This is a genomic window from Thalassolituus marinus (assembly GCF_020320395.1).
GTDB classification, from domain to species: domain Bacteria; phylum Pseudomonadota; class Gammaproteobacteria; order Pseudomonadales; family Oceanobacteraceae; genus Venatoribacter; species Venatoribacter marinus.
The window spans coordinates 13,954-32,832 of record NZ_JAEDAH010000046.1; the positions used below are offsets into that span (position 1 = coordinate 13,954).

The 18,879-nt window shown below is 53.4% G+C and carries 16 protein-coding genes; 12 read left to right on the forward strand and 4 right to left on the reverse strand.

Translation table 11 applies throughout. The features are described from left to right. Nucleotides 1-493: 493 nt before the first annotated feature. The 3 genes from I9W95_RS09645 to I9W95_RS09655 form a co-directional block, all read right to left on the reverse strand. The gene (locus I9W95_RS09645; RefSeq protein ID WP_225674282.1) at nucleotides 494-901 is read right to left on the reverse strand and encodes an acyl-CoA thioesterase; all 408 of its coding nucleotides are present in this window, start codon (nucleotides 899-901) and stop codon (nucleotides 494-496) included. A gap of 85 nt (nucleotides 902-986) precedes the next feature. Next, entirely contained in the window at nucleotides 987-2,363 is a 1,377-nt protein-coding gene (locus I9W95_RS09650) for a TRAP transporter large permease (protein ID WP_225674284.1), read from the reverse strand. Next, nucleotides 2,356-2,889 carry a TRAP transporter small permease subunit gene (locus tag I9W95_RS09655; RefSeq protein WP_225674286.1) on the reverse strand — a complete coding sequence of 178 codons (534 nt, stop codon included), beginning with the start codon at nucleotides 2,887-2,889 and terminating at the stop codon, nucleotides 2,356-2,358. The genes I9W95_RS09650 and I9W95_RS09655 overlap by 8 nt, the downstream gene beginning before the upstream one ends. A gap of 243 nt (nucleotides 2,890-3,132) precedes the next feature. Here I9W95_RS09655 and I9W95_RS09660 point away from each other — a divergent pair, with 243 nt between their 5' ends. The 6 genes from I9W95_RS09660 (at nucleotide 3,133) to I9W95_RS09685 (ending at nucleotide 9,711) form a co-directional block, all read left to right on the forward strand. Next, on the forward strand, nucleotides 3,133-4,179 hold the full coding sequence (locus tag I9W95_RS09660; RefSeq protein ID WP_225674287.1) for a substrate-binding domain-containing protein: 1,047 nt from the start codon (nucleotides 3,133-3,135) through the stop codon (nucleotides 4,177-4,179). An 83-nt stretch (nucleotides 4,180-4,262) separates the two neighbouring features. Then, nucleotides 4,263-5,636 (forward strand): phosphate ABC transporter permease subunit PstC, encoded by a 1,374-nt coding sequence (gene pstC, locus I9W95_RS09665; protein WP_225674289.1) that lies wholly within the window; start codon nucleotides 4,263-4,265, stop codon nucleotides 5,634-5,636. Then, nucleotides 5,629-6,909, forward strand: a complete 1,281-nt coding sequence (pstA, locus tag I9W95_RS09670) for a phosphate ABC transporter permease PstA (RefSeq protein WP_225674291.1) — start codon at nucleotides 5,629-5,631, stop codon at nucleotides 6,907-6,909. Before pstC ends, pstA begins: the two co-directional genes overlap by 8 nt. Before the next feature lie 33 nt (nucleotides 6,910-6,942). Next, on the forward strand, nucleotides 6,943-7,746 hold the full coding sequence (gene pstB, locus I9W95_RS09675; RefSeq protein WP_225674293.1) for a phosphate ABC transporter ATP-binding protein PstB: 804 nt from the start codon (nucleotides 6,943-6,945) through the stop codon (nucleotides 7,744-7,746). 11 nt (nucleotides 7,747-7,757) lie between these two features. Continuing rightward, on the forward strand, nucleotides 7,758-8,468 hold the full coding sequence (gene phoU / locus I9W95_RS09680; protein WP_225674294.1) for a phosphate signaling complex protein PhoU: 711 nt from the start codon (nucleotides 7,758-7,760) through the stop codon (nucleotides 8,466-8,468). 310 nt (nucleotides 8,469-8,778) lie between these two features. Beyond that, nucleotides 8,779-9,711 carry a porin gene (locus I9W95_RS09685; protein WP_225674296.1) on the forward strand — a complete coding sequence of 311 codons (933 nt, stop codon included), beginning with the start codon at nucleotides 8,779-8,781 and terminating at the stop codon, nucleotides 9,709-9,711. Nucleotides 9,712-9,773: 62 nt separating this feature from the next. Here the strand turns inward: I9W95_RS09685 and I9W95_RS09690 are convergent, their stop codons facing one another. Continuing rightward, a complete protein-coding gene (locus I9W95_RS09690) occupies nucleotides 9,774-11,114 on the reverse strand; it encodes a TolC family outer membrane protein (RefSeq protein WP_225674298.1) in 1,341 nt (446 codons plus the stop codon). A gap of 163 nt (nucleotides 11,115-11,277) precedes the next feature. Between I9W95_RS09690 and I9W95_RS09695 the strand changes: the two genes are divergently transcribed. The 6 genes from I9W95_RS09695 (at nucleotide 11,278) to I9W95_RS09720 (ending at nucleotide 18,826) form a co-directional block, all read left to right on the forward strand. Next, on the forward strand, nucleotides 11,278-11,898 hold the full coding sequence (locus I9W95_RS09695) for an NUDIX domain-containing protein (protein WP_225674300.1): 621 nt from the start codon (nucleotides 11,278-11,280) through the stop codon (nucleotides 11,896-11,898). A gap of 99 nt (nucleotides 11,899-11,997) precedes the next feature. Beyond that, a complete protein-coding gene (locus I9W95_RS09700; protein ID WP_225674302.1) occupies nucleotides 11,998-12,456 on the forward strand; it encodes a DUF1249 domain-containing protein in 459 nt (152 codons plus the stop codon). 101 nt (nucleotides 12,457-12,557) lie between these two features. Continuing rightward, nucleotides 12,558-13,364 carry a 3',5'-cyclic-AMP phosphodiesterase gene (gene cpdA / locus I9W95_RS09705; RefSeq protein WP_225674304.1) on the forward strand — a complete coding sequence of 269 codons (807 nt, stop codon included), beginning with the start codon at nucleotides 12,558-12,560 and terminating at the stop codon, nucleotides 13,362-13,364. Between the two features lie 7 nt (nucleotides 13,365-13,371). Then, nucleotides 13,372-13,986 carry a YqiA/YcfP family alpha/beta fold hydrolase gene (locus I9W95_RS09710; protein WP_225674306.1) on the forward strand — a complete coding sequence of 205 codons (615 nt, stop codon included), beginning with the start codon at nucleotides 13,372-13,374 and terminating at the stop codon, nucleotides 13,984-13,986. An 86-nt stretch (nucleotides 13,987-14,072) separates the two neighbouring features. Beyond that, nucleotides 14,073-15,962 carry a DNA topoisomerase IV subunit B gene (parE, locus tag I9W95_RS09715; protein ID WP_225674308.1) on the forward strand — a complete coding sequence of 630 codons (1,890 nt, stop codon included), beginning with the start codon at nucleotides 14,073-14,075 and terminating at the stop codon, nucleotides 15,960-15,962. A 56-nt stretch (nucleotides 15,963-16,018) separates the two neighbouring features. After that, on the forward strand, nucleotides 16,019-18,826 hold the full coding sequence (locus I9W95_RS09720; RefSeq protein WP_225674311.1) for an EAL domain-containing protein: 2,808 nt from the start codon (nucleotides 16,019-16,021) through the stop codon (nucleotides 18,824-18,826). The last annotated feature ends 53 nt before the right edge of the window (nucleotides 18,827-18,879 follow it).

The following is an 18,879-nucleotide window of genomic DNA, read 5'->3' on the forward strand; positions in this document are numbered from 1 at the left end:
AATCGTCGTTCATTTCGGCGCTCCAGGATGCGAATAGCAACCTTGATGCTGCTCTTTAAAACAACTCAGTCGCTGAATTTTACTTTGCTGTGATCCGTATAATCGGGCTATGAGGTTGCTGCTAATAGCGCCTCTGGACTCGCCGCAGAAAGCGAAGTATTTCCGATCTGCCCGAAGGGACTCGGGCAAGCGGCCCCGGCCATGGATGGCCGATGGGGCGCGTGGTCAGGAAATATCAAGTTTTCAAGGAATCACGAGCCAGGCAGCGCGAAGCGGGCCGGTTTTAGCTCCTGCAAAACCTGCATTTCCGCCATCCATGGCGGTCAGGAGTCACGCCCGTCCGGCGAGAGGGGCGGTCCGACGTATCGGAAGGCCCCTCTATGAGGACATGGAGACTTGAGTATTCCACAAAAGTTTGAAGAAAAACTCGTGGGACAGCAGGGCAGGTTTACCAGCCCTTTTTATTTGTTCGCTCAGAAGCCTGTTCCAGCGTTCACTTAGGAACGCGGCGAATACGACCCTGCTCATCAATGGCGACGTAAACAAACACCGCATCAACCACTTTGCGGCGCTCATTGTCGTTCGGGTTGCGCGTCCACACTTCAATCGCAATACGAATCGATGAGCTGCCGATATCCAGCAGGCGGGTATAGAAGCATACGGCTGCGCCAACACGGATGGGTGACATAAACACCACAGATTCCAGTGCAACGTTCGCGATGCGTCCCTGAGCAACCCGGCTGGCAATGGTTTCTGCCGCGAGGTCCATCTGCGAGACTACCCAGCCACCGCTGATGTCGCCGTGTGCATTGGTATCGTTTCGGCTTGGAATTAACCGGAGCGTGAGCTCGCCTTCCGGTTTCGGCTCGCAGTCGTCACGGGCCTCTGGCTGGTCATTCATGGGAATTTCCGGGGTTAGAATTATTTTGTGCGGAGTGTACTGCTTTTCAGTCAGCAGCACACCCGGCAGCAATTAGACTTTGGGATTAACCGTACAATTGATCCGGCAGCCAGGTCGCCAATTGCGGCATTGTTGCTAACAGGCCAAGTACAATCAGCTGAATAACGATGAAAGGAATCACGCCTTTGTAAATGGTACGGGTCGGCACAGATTCCGGCGCGACGCCACGCAGGTAGAACAGGGCGAAGCCGAATGGCGGCGTCAGGAATGAGGTCTGCAGGTTAATGGCGATCATAATACCCAGCCATACCGGGTCGGCACCCAGCATAAACAGTACCGGGGCGACAATCGGCACCACCACGAAGGTGATCTCGATAAAGTCGAGAATAAATCCGAGCAGGAATATCACCAGCATCACCAGCAGCATGGCACTGAACAGGCCGCCCGGCAGGCTGGTAAACAGGCTGTGCACCAACTCCTCACCACCAAAGCCACGGAATACCAATGAGAAGAGCGCGGCACCGATAAAGATCAGGAAGACCATGCTGGTCACCTGCAGCGTGGCATCCATAACTTCTTTCAGACGTTGCAGGTCAAACTCACGATAGAGAATGGCCAGTAGCAGGGCGCCGCCGGCGCCAATACCTGCCGCTTCGGTAGGTGTGGCAATGCCCGCCAGAATGGAGCCCAGCACGGCAATAATCAGCGCTAATGGCGGCAGCAGACCTTTTAACAGTTCCGCTATGAAGGCTGGGTTCAGTGGCGGACGATCAGCCACGGCCGGAGCTGCCTGCGGGCGGAACAGTGCAACCCCGCCGACATACAACAGATAGGCCGCGACCAGAATCAGGCCTGGTACCAGAGCACCGACAAACAGGTCGGCAACGGAGACGGTTTCCGGGCTGAAAATGCCCATTTTCAGCTGCGCCTGCTGATAGGAGCTGGACAGCACATCACCGAGAATAATCAGTGCGGTCGATGGGGGAATGATTTGCCCCAGAGTACCGGTTGCACAAATGTTGCCGGTGGCCAGTGCCGGACTATAGCCCTGACGCAGCATGGTCGGCAGCGAAATCAGTCCCATTGTCACCACGGTGGCACCAATAATGCCGGTGCTGGCCGCCATCAGCATGCCAACCAGTACAACAGAGAAGCCCAACCCGCCACGTACCGGGCCGAACAGCAGCCCCATGTTGCGCAGCAGACGCTCGGCAATGCGGGATTTTTCCAGCATCACGCCCATAAATACGAACAGCGGCACGGCAATCAGAATCTGATTGCTGAGAATGCCAAACACCCGGTTTGGCAGCGCGTGCAGAAAGGCCATATCCAGGGTGCCGGTCAGTACACCCAGTCCGGCAAACAGCAGCGAGGTGCCGGCCAGAGTGAAGGCCACCGGGAAGCCGGCCATCAATACCAGACAGATAACAGCGAACAGCAATAACGGCATTAACTCAGCCATAGTGGGCCTCCTGCTCGCTATGCTTGTCTTCTGCGTCCTTACCGCCAGTGAAGGTGTTGCCAAATTCAGCCAGTGCCTGAATCAGCATCAGTACCGGCATCACCAGGATCAGCGTTTTCAGCAGGTAGACGAATGGCAGGCCGCCTGATTCCTGGGATTTTTCGCCAATCGCCCAGGCGCTGGCAACGTAGTCCCAGCTTACCCACAGCATGAACAGGCAGGTTGGAATCACCAGCAGCAGAATGCCTGCTCTGTCTACCAGAGCCTGACGTTTTGCTGGCCAGTTGCGATAGAACACGTCGACCCGCACATGGCCGCCCTGTTGCCAGGTATAAGCTGCACCCAGCATAAACAGCGAGGCATGCAGGTACATCACTGATTCCTGCAGAGCGATAGATGGCATATCAAAGGAGTAGCGCAGGATCACCACCAGGCAGGAGGCAATGACCATCAGCAGCGACAGCCAGCGAACGGCCTGACCGCTGCGGCGGGTAAACAGGTTGAGCAGATGCAGCAGATTCGTCATGTTCAATCCGGGAATATGAAAGCGGCGCATTATAGCCATGGATTGCTCAGGAATTAACCCGAAAGGCCTGTGAGCCGCATTAAATCTGGCTTCAGTGCTGGATCGGCTGTCACATAAATGTCATCGTTGTGTCACAAAACGGCGAGTTGTCATATTTCTGTAACATACAAAACCAATAATGGCGCCATCCAAAATCACCATGATCCGATAAACAACGGGTTCGGTTTAATAAAGGAAGCGACAATGAAAAAAGCTCTGTTAACTGGTGCGGCTCTGCTGGCCTCTGTAATGAGCACTACTGCTCAGGCACAGCGTGACTATATCAGCATCGTAGGTTCTTCTACTGTTTACCCGTTCTCTACTGTTGTAGCTGAGCGTTTTGGTAAGTCTACCGACTTCCGCACTCCTAAGGTTGAATCAACCGGTTCCGGCGGTGGTCTGAAGCTGTTCTGTAGCGGTGTGGGTGATGCAACTCCTGATATCACCAACGCTTCCCGTCGCATCAAGTCGTCCGAAGTGGAGCTGTGCGCTAAGAACGGTATCGATGAAATCGTTGAAGTAACCATCGGTTTTGACGGTATTGCTTTCGCAAACTCAGCTAAAGCAGAGCACATGAGCATCTCTCGTAAGGATATGTTCCTGGCGCTGGCGAAAATGGTTCCAGCCACTGACGGTTCAGAAACCCTGATCGAAAACCCTTACAAAACCTGGAAAGACGTCAACCCTGTCCTGCCAGCGAAGAAAATTGAAGTTCTGGGTCCACCACCAACATCCGGTACCCGTGACGCATTCGCTGAACTGGCTATGGAAGGTGGCTGTAAGCAGTTCCCGTTCATCGCTGCGATGAAGAGCGATGACAAGAACAAGTACAAAGCGGTTTGTCACGGTGTTCGTGAAGACGGTGCGTACATTGAAGCAGGCGAAAACGACAACCTGATCGTACAGAAACTGGTTGCTAACCCGGATGCATTCGGCATCTTCGGCTTCAGCTTCCTGGAGCAGAACGCAGATAAGGTGCAGGGTTCGACTGTAGACGGTAAACTGCCGACCTTCGACAACATCGCAGAAGGCGCTTACCCGGTAAGCCGTTCACTGTACTTCTACGTGAAGAAAGCTCACATCGGTGTGATTCCTGGTATCGAAGAGTACCTGGCTGAGTTCACTTCCGAGCGTGCAATGGGTGAAGATGGTTACCTGGCGGACAAAGGTATGATTCCTCTGACTGAGGACGCATACAACGAGGTTGTAGAGTCTGTTAAAGCACTGACTCCACTGTCTCTGAAGAAGTAATCGCGAGTCGTCGACCCGCAGTGAAAGCCGAGGCCAAAGCCTCGGCTTTTGCATGTCAAAAACTTACATCAGATCAATGACCGATGAACTACAGTAGCCTGATTATTGTGGTTCTGATTCTGCTCGGAGCAGGTTACCTGCTGGGCCGGAACAGAGCTCGCGCTATCGCCGGACAGGGAGTGAAATTACACTCCCTGCCAACCCATTACGGTGCCCTGGTCGCACTGTGGACAGGCCTCCCACCGCTGCTGCTTTTGCTGTTGTGGGCATTGGCGGAAGGTCCAGTCGTTGATCACCTGCTGGTGGCTCAATTGCCCGAGGCCGTTCAACAGGGAAGTTCTGCGGATATCCAGCTGGCGATCAGCAAAGTCCATAACCTGGCATCAGCCGCTGGCGTGGGTGCCGTAGCTGAACTTCAACCAGCCGTAGAACACCTGGTGGCTCTGGAGTCCCGCGCCAATATTCTGCACTCCGGAGTCGTGCTGTCGCTTGCGCTGCTCGGTGTGGCAGTGACCTGGCGTCGGGTTCAGCCGCAACTGCGTGCCCGTTCAGAGGTTGAGGGTATTGTTCGTAAGCTGCTGTTTGCCAGCTCTGGTATCGCGGTACTGACAACCCTGGGCATTCTGGCCTCGGTGCTGTTTGAAGCCTGGATGTTCTTCGGCAAAGTCAGCGTGTTTGAGTTCCTGTTTGGTACCAGCTGGTCGCCGCAGATTGCTCTGCGCGCTGATCAGTCAGGCTCCTCCGGTAGCTTTGGTGCTGTACCGCTGTTTGCTGGTACCTTGCTGATTTCTGCCATCGCCATGTTTATTGCAGTGCCGATTGGTCTGATGTCGGCCATTTATCTGTCTGAATATGCCAGTCCGCGTGTACGTTCCTACGCCAAGCCGGCACTGGAAATTCTCGCCGGTATCCCGACCGTGGTTTACGGTTTCTTCGCGGCACTGACCGTTGCTCCGGTTATTCGTAGTATTGGTGCCAGCTGGGGACTGGAAGTTTCTTCTGAAAGTGCGCTGGCAGCCGGCCTTGTTATGGGTGTAATGATCATCCCATTCGTATCCTCACTGTCTGATGACGTGATTAACGCTGTGCCGCAGTCGTTGCGTGACGGCAGTTATGGTCTGGGCGCAACCCGCAGCGAAACGGTTCGTCAGGTGGTTATTCCGGCGGCACTGCCGGGTATCGTTGGTGCAGTGATGCTGGCGGTTTCCCGTGCGATTGGTGAAACCATGATTGTAGCCATGGCTGCAGGTCTGGCGGCAAACCTGACACTGAACCCGCTGGATAGTGTAACGACGGTTACGGTTCAGATCGTTACCCTGCTGGTCGGTGACCAGGAATTCGATTCACCGAAAACGCTGGCTGCGTTTGCACTGGGTCTGGTGCTGTTCCTCGTGACCCTGGTGCTGAACTATGTCGCTCTGAAAATTGTGCAGAAATACCGGGAACAATATGACTGATACATCGATGACTACTCGTCAAAAAGTAGAGGCCAGCATGAAGCGTCGCCGCTCGGCGGAAAAGCGTTTCCGTGTCTATGGTCTGATTTCTGTGCTGTTCGGCCTGCTGTGTCTGGTGGTGCTGTTTGGTGACATTTTGTCCAAAGGTCTGGCGGCGTTTTCGCAAACCGTTATCCGTACTGAAGTGGTACTGGATGCCGACTATCTGGGACTGAATAAAAACTCCAGCAGTGACGAAATCCGTGCAGCCAACTTTGAAGGTCTGCTGAAAAATCACTTTAAGGAAATGGTTCAGCCGGACGGTCGTAAAGAGCGTCGTCAGCTGTATTCCATGATCAGTGCTGGTGCCGCCTGGCAGCTGATTGAAGCGGTACAGGCAAATCCGGGACTGATTGGTCAGGCGGTGACCTTTGACCTGATCGCCGATGACGATGTTGATCAGTGGCTCAAACACGACCGCGGTGTGGAAGGCATTAACACCCGTATGTCTGAAGTCCAGATTGCATGGATGGAAAGCTGGATCGAACAGGGCATGCTGACGACTCGCTTCAACACGCTGTTTTTCACCAATGGTGATTCTCGTGAGCCAGAGCTGGCCGGTATTCATGGTGCGATTAAAGGTACCTTCCTGACCCTGCTGGTAACCTTCCTGCTGTCTTTCCCGATTGGTGTTGCTGCGGCAATCTATCTGGAAGAATTTGCGCCGAAGAACCGCATCACGGAAATTGTTGAAATCAACATCAACAACCTGGCTGCGGTACCGTCTATTACGTTCGGTCTGCTGGGTCTGGCGATCTTTATCAATATCTTTGGTGTTTCCCGTTCAACACCGCTGGTGGGTGGTCTGGTACTGACACTGATGACGCTGCCAACCATCATTATTTCTGGTCGTGCGGCGATTAAAGCGGTTCCACCGTCTATTCGTGAAGCGGCCTTTGGTCTGGGTGCATCGAAAGTACAGGTGGTTTTCCATCACGTACTGCCGCTGGCTCTGCCAGGTATGCTGACTGGTACCATTATTGGTATGGCCCAGGCGCTGGGTGAAACGGCACCGTTGCTGATGATTGGTATGATTGCTTTTGTGGTGGACGTACCGGGCTTTATTAATGACCCATCCACCGTGCTGCCTGTTCAGATTTTCCTCTGGTCAGACAGCCCTGAACGCGCCTTTACCGAGCGCACCTCCGGAGCCATTATTGTCCTGCTGGGCTTCCTGGTGGTTATGAACACAGCTGCCGTGATGCTGCGTCGCCGTCTTGAGCGTCGTTGGTAACAGGTAACGAATACAAGATCTGGATTACGAATTATGAGCATCATTGAAAACCATACAACCTGTGGCTCGCCACTGGTCGAAAGCCCGAAACTGACAGCCCGTAATGTCGGTGTTTTTTATGGCGAGAAACAGGCAATTTTCGATGTCAGCCTGGACATCGGTTCCAACGAAGTTATCGCCCTGATTGGACCTTCTGGTTGTGGTAAGTCGACTTTCCTGCGCTGTCTGAACCGCATGAACGACACCATCGATATCTGCAGCGTGACCGGCAAGATCGAACTGGATAACGAAGATATCTACGACCCGAAAGTGGATGTTGTACCGCTGCGTGCTCGCGTTGGTATGGTGTTCCAGAAACCAAACCCGTTCCCGAAATCAATCTACGACAATATCGCTTATGGTCCGCGTATTCACGGTCTGGCGCACTCCCGGGTTGATCTGGATGAAATCGTAGAGAAGAGCCTGCAGCGTGCAGGTCTGTGGAATGAAGTTAAGGATCGTCTGCACGCACCTGGCACAGGTCTGTCCGGTGGTCAGCAGCAGCGTCTGTGTATTGCGCGTACCATTGCCGTTGATCCGGAAGTTATTCTGATGGACGAACCATGTTCTGCACTGGATCCTATTGCAACCGCTAAAATTGAAGAGCTGATCGATGAGCTGCGTGAAAATTACACCATCGCTATCGTAACGCACTCTATGCAGCAGGCAGCTCGTGTATCTCAGCGTACCGCGTACTTCCACATGGGTCAGCTGATTGAAGTTAACCCAACGGATCAGGTGTTCACTACACCCGAGCACTCATTAACAGAAGCCTACATTACCGGCCGGTTCGGTTAAGGGGACGTCAGATGGAAATGAATTTTAATCAGCACATTTCCGGTCAGTTTAATGCTGACCTGGAAGCCATCCGTAATCACATGATGGGCATGGGTGGTCTGGTCGAGCGTCAGGTCGCTAATGCTATCGAAGCGATCTGTTCAGGCGATACCCGCCTGGCCGATGAAGTCATCCGCCGCGAAGACGAAGTGGATAAGCTGGAAGTAGCAATCGATCACGAATGCACCCAGATTCTGGTGCGTCGCCAGCCGGCCGCATCTGACCTGCGTATGGTTCTGGCCGTATCCCGTGTTGTACGCGACCTCGAGCGTATTGGCGACGAAGCCAGCAAAGTGGCCTTCCATGCGCTGGAAGTTGGTGACAGTGCCAACACGCAACTGTGTCAGCAGGCGATGCGTTATATGGGTGCGGAAGTTGTAAAAATGATTTCCGGTGCACTTGATGCATTCACCCGTCATGACGTGGAAGGTGCCGTCGAAGTGGTGCGTACCGATAAGCGCGTGGATCAGCAGTATGCTTCTGCTCTGCGTGAGCTGATCACCTATATGATGGAAGATCCGCGTTCTATTGGTCAGGCAATCAATATTCTGTGGATTCTGCGAGCCATCGAACGTATTGGTGACCACGCGCGTAATATTTCTGAACAGGTGATTTACCTGGTGAAAGGTACGGACGTTCGTCACAGCTCTCTGACTGAAATCGAAGAGCAGGCGAAAGACTGATTTGCACCTGAAAAAAGGCCGCCCGGGAATTTATCCCTGGCGGCCTTTTTTATGCCTGTCATCTTTCTGGCAAATAACTGACAGGAAGTCTTCACGATTGTGGTCTTAACTGAATGAGACGTATGACTCCGCTAATGTCATCGAAATATCACGAAGCTGTCACGATTCTGCAATAAATGTCGTTGTTGTCATATTTCTGTAATGTTTCGGAAACATAATTGTCATGTGTCTGCCTCATGGCGGGTCTGACACAGGATGACAGACCCGGACTACGGGCTCGTTTAGCACGACAACTATTTGGGAACGTATTATGAAAAAAATTGCTTTGTCCCTCGCTGTAGCAGCTGCTCCATTCGTAGCACAGGCGGAAACCATTGAAATCGAAAAACCAGAATTTTACGGCAAAGTGAATGTTGCGCAGGAATCTGTGCAGCAGAAAGACGCCGGTAACATCAACCAGCTGAACTCAAACGCTTCTCGTCTGGGTGTAAAAGGCAAAATCGCACTGGATGGCGGCCTGACTGGTATTTACCAGGCTGAGTTTGAAACATTCATTGATGATGGTGACAAGAACAGTGACCGTACGTTCGCTCAGCGCAACACATTTGTAGGTGTTAAGGGCGGTTTCGGTCAGGTACAGGTAGGTATCTTTGATACACCATTTAAAGCGGCGCAGAAAAAAATCGACCTGTTCAACGACCTGCAGGGTGACATCAAGCATATCATCAGTGCCAGTGAAAACCGTGAAAAGAACAGTGTTCAGTACACCTCTCCGAGCATGGCTGGTCTGGTAGCAACGGTTGATCACATCAACTCTGAATCTGAAGCTGTAAACAACGGTCTGTCTGCCTCCCTGGCATACACCCGTGGTGATATCTACGTTGCGTATGCATACGACACCGAAGTAAGCGGTGAAGGCGTTGATGCGGCACGTGTTGTTGCTCAGTACAAAGTAGGTGCTGTTCAGCTGGGTGCTCTGTGGGAAACGACAGAAGTTGACGGCGCTGACAGTGTTGATGGCTGGATGGCTTCTGCTGCGGTAAAAGTGAGCGGCGACGTAACGCTGAAAGCTCAGTACGGTGCTTCTGACATCCAGGAAGAAGGCGGCGTGAGCTACAGCATCGGTGCTGACTACAAACTGGCGAAAGCGGCGAAAACCTTCGTCTACATGACCAGTGAAGAGTCTGACGACGAAAGCGTAAATGCTCAGTACTACGGCGTTGGTCTGGAATACAAATTCTGATCTGACGTAAGCCGTTAAATAAAAAAAGCCCCGCACTGCGGGGCTTTTTTAATGCCGGATGATCAGGCGGCTGTTAACCAGCCGTTGAGCATCTGGATGTCAGCTTCATTCAATGTGCCGGCATAGAACTTCAGTGTCAGCAAGTTGATGATGTAATCGTAACGGGCGTTAGCATAATCGCGCTGTGCGCTGTACAGATTTTTCTGTGCAGTTAGTACTTCAACGATGTTACGGGTACCGACTTTGTAACCGGTTTCCGTTGCTTCCAGAGCACTCTTGGCAGAAGTGATGGCCTGCTTGCGCGCCTTGATGTTCAGAGCATCTGTTTTAACCTGACGGAACAGGCTGCGAATGTTCTGTTTTACCGCGCGGCGCTGTTGCTCAAGCTGATAGTCCGCCGCAGCAAAGTTCAGAGCGGCCTGTTTGCTCTGGCCATACAGAGAACCGCCGGCCAGCAGAGGCATGGATACTTCCAGCTGAATGCTGGTGATTGAGCCGTCGTATGGATCGCCATTAGCGTCCAGGCTCTGCTGATCACCATCCATATAGGCACCTGACAGGGTTACGGTTGGCAGATGGTTGGAGCGTGTCGCGTTGCGTTGCATACGTACGGCGTCTTTGTTGGCTTCAGCCAGCAGCAGACCGGCGTACTTGTCCATGCCGGAAGTTACCCACTCGTCAGCATTGACGGGTTGCGGGGCTTCCATCGCGACGTCGTCACGCAGAGGTGAAACGGCATCAAAGCGCTGTCCTGTCAGTTGCTCGAGTGCTTCGTAGCTGATGTCCAGCGCTGCTTCCTGACCCAGCAGGTTTACGTAGGTCAGATCGTAACCGGCCTGAGCTTCGTGCACTTCAGTGATGGCAATCAGACCCACATCAAAGCGTTGCTTGGTTTGCTCCAGCGAGCGCTTGACCGCTTTTTCTTCTGCCTGAGCAGTAGACAGGTTGTCTTTGGCTCGCAGTACATCGAAATACGCCTGGGCAGTGCGCAGCAGTAACTGTTGTTCCGCCAGTTGCAGCTGCAGCGCAGAGGCTTCATCACCGGTACGGGCTGCCTGGTAGGTGTACCAGCTGTTCAGGTTAAATAATGTCTGAGAAGCCGATAGCTGCAGCAGGTCGCGGTCGTAATCACTTTCAATGTCAGTATCGACAATCGTTGTGCCGGTCGATACTGCACCACTCAGGTCGGATTCAATCTGAGAGTGGGTATAAGAAACCTGAGCCTGTGGTAACAGGGCGCCGCGGGCGATGGTGATGTTGTAGCCATTGGCTTCACGGGTGGCGCGGGCAGCTGCAATTTCCGCGTCGTTGCTGGCGGCCTGCTGATAAATAGTACTGAGGTCGGCGCCGAAGACGGTGCCGGAAGCCAGCAGGGCAGTCGTCAGTGAGAGCAGTTTTTTCATATAGTTGCCTTTCGCAGCGTTATAAATATTTGTTCGTCGGATTCTAGCAGAAAAAATCGGTCGAAATTTGCACTGATTGTTCCACAGGCAGCAACACATAGTGCAGGCTGCTGATACGTCGTACGTTAGAATATTCTTAAACAGTAATATAGGTAGGTCAAGTATGATTCCACAGGCGTTCACTCCAGACGATGTTGAGGTAACCGGCACCGAGACTGGCTACAAGGGTTTCTTTCGTATCGATCGTATTCGCCTGAGACACCGTACCTTTGCGGGTGGCTGGACGCCAGAGTTTCAGCGCGAACTGTTTGAACGGGGTGAGGCCGTGTGCGTACTGCTGTTTGATCCGCAGCGCGATATTGTGGTGCTGACGGAACAATTCCGCATTGGTGCGCTGAATGATGAAAGGTCGCCCTGGCTGCTGGAACTGGTTGCTGGCATGGTCGAAGACGGCGAGACCTATGCCGAGGTCGCCGAACGCGAGACTCTGGAGGAAGCAGGTTGCCGCTACCATGAGTTATTACCTGTCTGCCGCTACTGGGTATCTCCGGGAGGAACCAGTGAACGAGTACAGATTTATTGTGGTCTGATTGACAGCGCAGGCGTGGGTGGCATTCATGGTCTGGCTGATGAACATGAAGACATCCGTCTGGTGTCGCTGAGCTTTGATGAAGCCTGGCAGGCGCTGGAAGACGGCATCATTAATAACGCTGCCACCATTATGGCGCTGCAATGGCTGAAAATCCGCCATTCAGACGTCACTTCCAAGTATCAGGAAAAGTGATAGTCGCAGCAGGTATTAGCCCGATTCATTCTGACGCTGGAGAGTACTGGTTGATTCCGATAACCTCCCACCTTCGAACTGTTAAGCGGAGACCGATGATTGAAGCTGCGTAAGCGTTATGTCCCTGACCTGCAGGAAATGGCCGCTCTGTGTGAAGGCAATTACCTGCGTCTGATGAAGCTGGTTCCTGCTGAGGAATCGGAACGGACATTTGTGCTCAGCGGCAGCAGTCATGAAGCTCGTGTACGACTGGTTGTTGACGAAGATCATCGTTACACGACTATGTTGTCGGTGTATCAGGAAGGGCTGAGTCCGCAATGGTTACAGCCGTTGTCGATGCAGGTCAGGCTCTATCATGATGCGATGATGGCAGAAGTTCTGGGGTACCAGAATCAGCAGCGCTTTGAAGGTCGCTACGCCTATCCGAATTCAGCCATGCGCTTGCCGGATGAGAAAGTACAGCTCAACCGCTTTCTGGCAGAATGGCTGGACCACTGCATTCGTCACGGTAGAATTGAGGCCACGGTGGCCCTGCCGGGGCAATTTGCCGAAGAATAAAGTCTGACAATCCCGGACAAATGTGAACCTTATCGTGGTCAAATTGCCTGTTCGCCGATAAAGTTGGACACTGACAAGAATAATTAGGGACGAGGTGCAGTTTGTATTCATTGGAATCAGGCAATACGCTGCGGTTGGTTCAGATCACCGACACCCATCTGAATGGTCCAGAGGATGGGCATCTGCTGGGAATGAAAACGCTGCACAGTATGAACTGTGTGCTTGATATCGTGCGTGAAGAACGCAGTGATATCGACGCTATCCTCGTCACTGGAGATCTGTCTCAGGATGGTACTGAGCAGGCTTACCAGCATCTCCATAACGCGCTGACGCCATTTGAGTGCCCGGTATTCTGGTTCGAAGGTAACCATGATAACCCGCAGACAATGCGTTCGGTTGCCGCCGGAACAGAACACCTCAATCAGATTATCCGCAGTGAACACTGGCAGGTTGTATTGCTGAACTCCCAGGTCGAAGGCGCTGTCTATGGCCGCTTGTCGGTTGCGCAGCTGGAACTGCTGGAGCAGGCACTGCAGGAACGCCCGGATCTGCATACTCTTATCAGCTTCCATCATCACCCGATTCCTATGGGAAGCACCTGGATTGATCGTATCGGTGTGAAAAATTCCGATGAATTTATGAGCCTGATTGCGCGCTTCGGTAATGTGAAGTGCGTGCTGTGGGGGCACGTTCATCAGGAAAGTGATCAGATGATTAATGGCGTCCGCTTCCTCTCTACTCCGTCTACCTGTGTGCAGTTTACGCCGAACTCTGAAGATTTCTCCGTCGACACCGTCGCACCAGGGTATCGCTGGCTGGATCTGCAACAGGATGGCGCAATCGATACCGGGATCAGTCGGGTTGAAGGGATTGAGTTCGAGATCGACTACTCGGTTAAAGGTTACTGAGGTTTCTTTGTCGCAACGTTATCCGGCCTGCCTGTATCTGCATGGCTTTCTCAGCTCGCCTGCCTCACTGAAAGCGCAGCAGCTGGTGTCTTATTATCAGCAGCATCTCCCCCATGACGGATTGTCCGTGCCTGAGTTGCCCTTCGAACCAGCAAGGGCGATTGAGCTGGCGCGTCACGAGTTAAAGCGTATGCAGTCTGAGTACCATCAGGTTTATCTGATTGGCAGCTCTCTGGGTGGGTTCTACGCCACTCATCTGGCTGAAACCGAAGGTGTGCCTGCGGTGCTGGTGAATCCGGCGGTAAGGCCGTTCGATTTGTTTGAACATTACCTGGGGCCGAATACCCATTACTACAGCGGTGAGGAGCACGAACTCACTCTGGAACATATTGCTCAGCTGCAGACTATGGATTGCGCGCATATCTCCCACCCCGAGCGTTTGCTGCTACTGCTGCAGACGGGCGATGAAACTCTGGATTATCGTCAGGCTGCAGACTTGTATCGCGATTGTGCCAGCTGGGTGGAAGGGGGCGGCAATCACAGCTTTGAGCGCTTTATCGAGCGTATGCCCATGATGCTGAGCTGGGCCGCTGCCTGTCATACCGACTGCGGCACGGAATGAGCCACCTCAGGTATCTGACTTCGCATTTTCTTATCGTTATACTCCATCCATTAAGTATGGAATTCCGCTGGCAGCCAGAGGTTTGAATGTCAAAGCAATACACAGCGTCATCGATTGAGGTTTTAAGTGGTCTGGATCCTGTACGTAAGCGTCCGGGTATGTACACCGATACCACTCGCCCGAATCACCTCGCGCAGGAAGTAATCGATAACTCGGTGGATGAGGCGCTGGCCGGCCATGCCAGTTTTGTGGAAGTCACCCTGCACGGTGATGGCTCAATGACGGTGCTGGATGATGGCCGTGGTATGCCAACCGATATTCACCCGGAGCATGGCGTCTCTGGTGTGGAACTGATTCTCAGCCAATTGCACGCTGGTGGTAAGTTTACCAACGACAACTATCAGTTTTCCGGTGGTTTGCACGGCGTGGGCGTGTCCGTGGTGAATGCGTTGTCGCAGGTGCTGGAAGTCACTATCTGGCGAGATGGCCAGGTGCAGCGCATCGGATTTAAAGACGGCTATAAAGCACTCGATCTGCAGGTGGTGGATACCTGCGGTAAGAAGAAAACCGGTACCAGTGTCCGTTTCCTGCCTGATCCCAAGTACTTTGATTCGGCAAAATTCTCCGTTCCGCGTCTGAAGCATGTGCTGCGTGCCAAGGCCGTTCTGTGTCCGGGGCTGCGCATTAAATTCAATGCACCGAACGCCGAAGACAGTGCCGAATGGTATTACGAGGATGGTCTGAAAGATTACCTCAAGGTTCACTCCGTTGGTTATGAGGTACTGCCGGCTGAACCCTTCACCGGTTCCATGACCGGCACCACCGAAGGCGTCGACTGGGCTGTGCACTGGCAACCAGAAGGTGGTGAGCTGCTGCAGGAAAGTTACGTTAACCTGATCCCGACCGCCCAGGGTGGTACCCATGTGAATGGCTTCCGCTCCGGTCTGCTGGATGCGCTGCGTGAATTCTGTGAGTTCCGCAACCTACTGCCACGCGGTATCAAACTGACGCCGGATGATCTGTGGGAGCGTTGCTCTTATGTCCTGTCGGCCAAACTGGCTGACCCGCAGTTTGCTGGTCAGACCAAGGAACGACTGTCTTCGCGCGAAGCCTCGGCGTTTATTTCCGGTGTTGTGAAAGACTCCTTTGCCCTGTGGCTGAATGAAAATACCGCGCAGGCGGAGCAGATTGCCGAACTGGCGATCTCCAGTGCGCAGTCGCGTTTGCGCAAATCGAAAACGGTTGCCCGTAAGAAAATCACTCAGGGCCCGGCGCTGCCCGGCAAACTGGCAGACTGCAGTGGTCAGGACAGTGAGCGCGGCGAGCTGTTCCTGGTGGAAGGTGACTCGGCGGGTGGCTCCGCCAAGCAGGCTCGTGATCGTGAATTTCAGGCCATTATGCCGCTGCGCGGTAAGATCCTGAACACCTGGGAAGTCGACTCCAGTGAGATTCTGGCTTCACAGGAAGTGCACGATATTGCCGTTGCGCTGGGTATTGATCCGGGCTCTGATGATTTGTCCGGCCTGCGTTACGGCAAAATCTGTATTCTTGCCGACGCCGACTCGGATGGGCTGCACATTGCTACACTGTTATGTGCACTGTTTGTGCGTCATTTCCGCAAACTGGTGGCTGAGGGGCATGTCTATGTGGCAATGCCGCCGCTGTATCGTATCGATCTGGGCAAAGAGGTGTATTACGCCCTGGATGAAAGCGAGAAACAGGGCATTCTCGAACGCATTAAAGCCGAGAATAAACGCGGCAAGGTCAACGTGCAGCGCTTTAAAGGTCTGGGTGAAATGAACCCGCTGCAGCTGCGCGAGACCACCATGGATCCGAACACCCGCCGTCTGGTGCAGCTGGCGCTGGAGCCCGGTGATGGTACCAATGAAATGATGGATATGTTGCTGGCCAAGAAACGCGCCAGTGATCGCAAGAACTGGCTGGAAAACCGCGGCAACGAAGCGGAGCTTGCGTAAGACTCGCACACAGGGATGTGTATAAACCGGAGCCTGACTCCGCAAATGAGGGCAGTATGGCGAACGGAATAAAATCGCTGCTGGTGGTTGTGGGCTGTCTGATCAGTCTGAGTAGCTTTGCTATTCATGCGGACCAGAAGGCCCGTCAGATTCTGTTGCTGCTCTCCTTTGATCCTCTTTACCCTTTTGCTTCTGACGTTGTAAACACGCTGCGCAACGGCCTGAGTCAGCCACTGGATATGTCTCTGCAGGTGCATGCCGAGTTTATGGACGCGGAGTTTCACCGCAGTCCTGAATATATCGATGCCTATCGCCGTATGTTGTCTGCCAAGATGGAAAACGGTGAGCGCTACGATCTGATTATTGCCGCCGGGGATGCGGCACTGACACTGGTGGCGGGAGAGCAGAGCAATCTGTTTAACGATGTGCCGGTGGTGTTTATGGGGGTCCATAACGGTGATCTGGTGCGTGAGCTGCGAACGCGTGGCGGCTATACCGGACTGCAGGAAACCCTGCCGGTGTACGAGCAGATTGCCCTGTTGCGTAATGTTTATCCGGGTTTTGAACGACTGCACGTGATCACCGATGGATTGCCGGGTTATGAGCCGCAGATGCAGCAGATCCGCCAGGCAATCAGCAGTCTGGGGCAGACAATTGTTGAGCACTCGCTGGCGAAGCTCAGCTGGGAAGAGATGGCGCAGTCGCTCGATACTATTCGCAATGAACCGGTTCTGCTGGTCTCTGCCCGGGAGGATCGTCTAAAGGAATCGCGGGATTTCCCACTGGCTGTGCGCTATCTGACACTGGAAGCAGGTGCTCCGATCTGGCACTTGTGGCAACAGGGCATTGGCAGCGGACTGATTGGCGGAGTTGTCGTCGACCTTAAAGCCAGTGCGCAACGGGCGGCCGCCATGGGGGCTATGGTGCTGAACCACATTTCACCGGACGATATTCAGGTGGAGTGGCACGGTGACTACAAGACGCTAATTGATGCTCAGGTGGTTGCTCATTACGGCTATAAAGAATCTGCATTTCCAGCCAGCGTCGAATGGCTTAATCGTGATCCTGATTTTTACAGTCGCTACCGCACACACATACTGCTGGCATTATCGTTTGCGGTTTTTTGTGTCGCCGTTGGCTTGTTTGTCTGGACAGAAAACCGCCGGCGCAGACTCAGCGATGAACAACTCGATGAACGTACCACGCTGCTGCAGGATATCCTCAATTCGATCCCTGATCTGATGTTTTACAAGGATGTGAATGGACGCTATGAATTCAGTAACCGGCGCTTCAATGACTTTTTTGGGGTAAAGCCTGTCGGTCAGACAGACTACGATCTTTTCGATAAAGAAACCGCTGACTTCTTCCGCCAGAAGGATAGTGAAGCCATTGGCCGGCGTAATGCCAACGTGAATGAGGAATGGGTTCAGGGCATTAATGGTGAAACGATTCTGCTGGAAACGCAGAAAACACCGATTTTCAGTAAGCACGGCGATGTTATGGGGGTCTTCGGCCTCAGTCGTGATATCACTGAACTGAAAAAGGCTCAGGAAAATCTGGAGCATCTGGCCCACCACGACGTGCTCACCGGATTGCCCAACCGCCTGTTGCTGAACAAAAAGCTCGAATATGCATTGCAGATCTGTCGCCGCGCCGGCGAAGCGCTGGCGGTGATCTTCCTTGATCTCGATCGCTTCAAAGATATTAACGACACCATTGGCCATGACGTGGGCGACCTGCTGCTTAAGGATGTTGCCCATCGCCTGCATAACAATGTGCGTGACTCGGACATCTGTGCGCGTCTGGGCGGCGATGAGTTTGTGGTGGTACTGACCCGTATTGATGACGTTAGCCGGGTGCAGGAAAAATGCGGGCAGTTGCTGGAAGTTATCTCGCGTCCATACAGTCTGCAGGGCCACCTGCTGAGCGTGTTTGCCAGTGCCGGGATTGCGGTATATCCGGAGCATGGCAGTACCGTTGACGAACTGATCCGTAACGCCGATGCTGCGCTGCATAAAGCCAAGGAGCTGGGGCGTAACCGTTCTTACGACTATCACCGCGAACTGACCGATACCATGCACTCGCGTATGTCGCTGGAGCAGGATCTGCGCTCAGCGATAGAAGGCCATCACTTTGAACTGCATTTTCAGCCCCAGTTTCATATCGGTGAGGAGCGTCCCCGTCGGGTAGAAGCGCTGCTGCGCTGGTCGCATCCGCTGCGCGGTATGATCTCGCCACATGAGTTTATTCCGCTGGCGGAAACCAGTGGCATGATCAGCGAACTGGGCTTCTGGGTAGTCCGTTCTGCCTGCCAGCAGTTTATGTTCTGGCGTCAGCAGGGACTGCAGCTGGATAAGATTGCGGTTAATGTCTCGGCGGTGCAGATTAATGCCAGCTTTGCCAACACCATAGCGCGCATTATGGAACACCTCGACTTCAACCCAGCGTGGCTGGAGCTTGAGGTCACGGAGTCGCTGATGATGTCGGGCACGACGGAAGTGAATCAGCAGATTCATCAGCTGCGTACGCTAGGGGTTGAGTTCGCCATTGATGACTTTGGTACTGGCTATTCATCGCTGAGCAAGATCAAATCCATGCCGGTGACGGTGCTGAAAGTCGATCAGTCGTTCGTGCGCGATATCAACGACGACGTCAACGACTATGAAATTATCCGTGCCATCGTATTGATGGCGCGCAGCCTGGGGCTGACCGTGATTGCCGAAGGCGTGGAAACTGAAGCGCAGCAGCAGACGCTTAAACGCATCGGCTGTGAGTGGATGCAGGGCTACCTGTATGCGCGGCCGATGGATGGCGGTGCCTTCTACGAACGCTATGTGAAAGACGAAAACCGGCAGGACGATTGATACGCCGGGCTATGTTGCGGCGAGCGTGTTGTGTGGCGGTTGGCCATTACCGC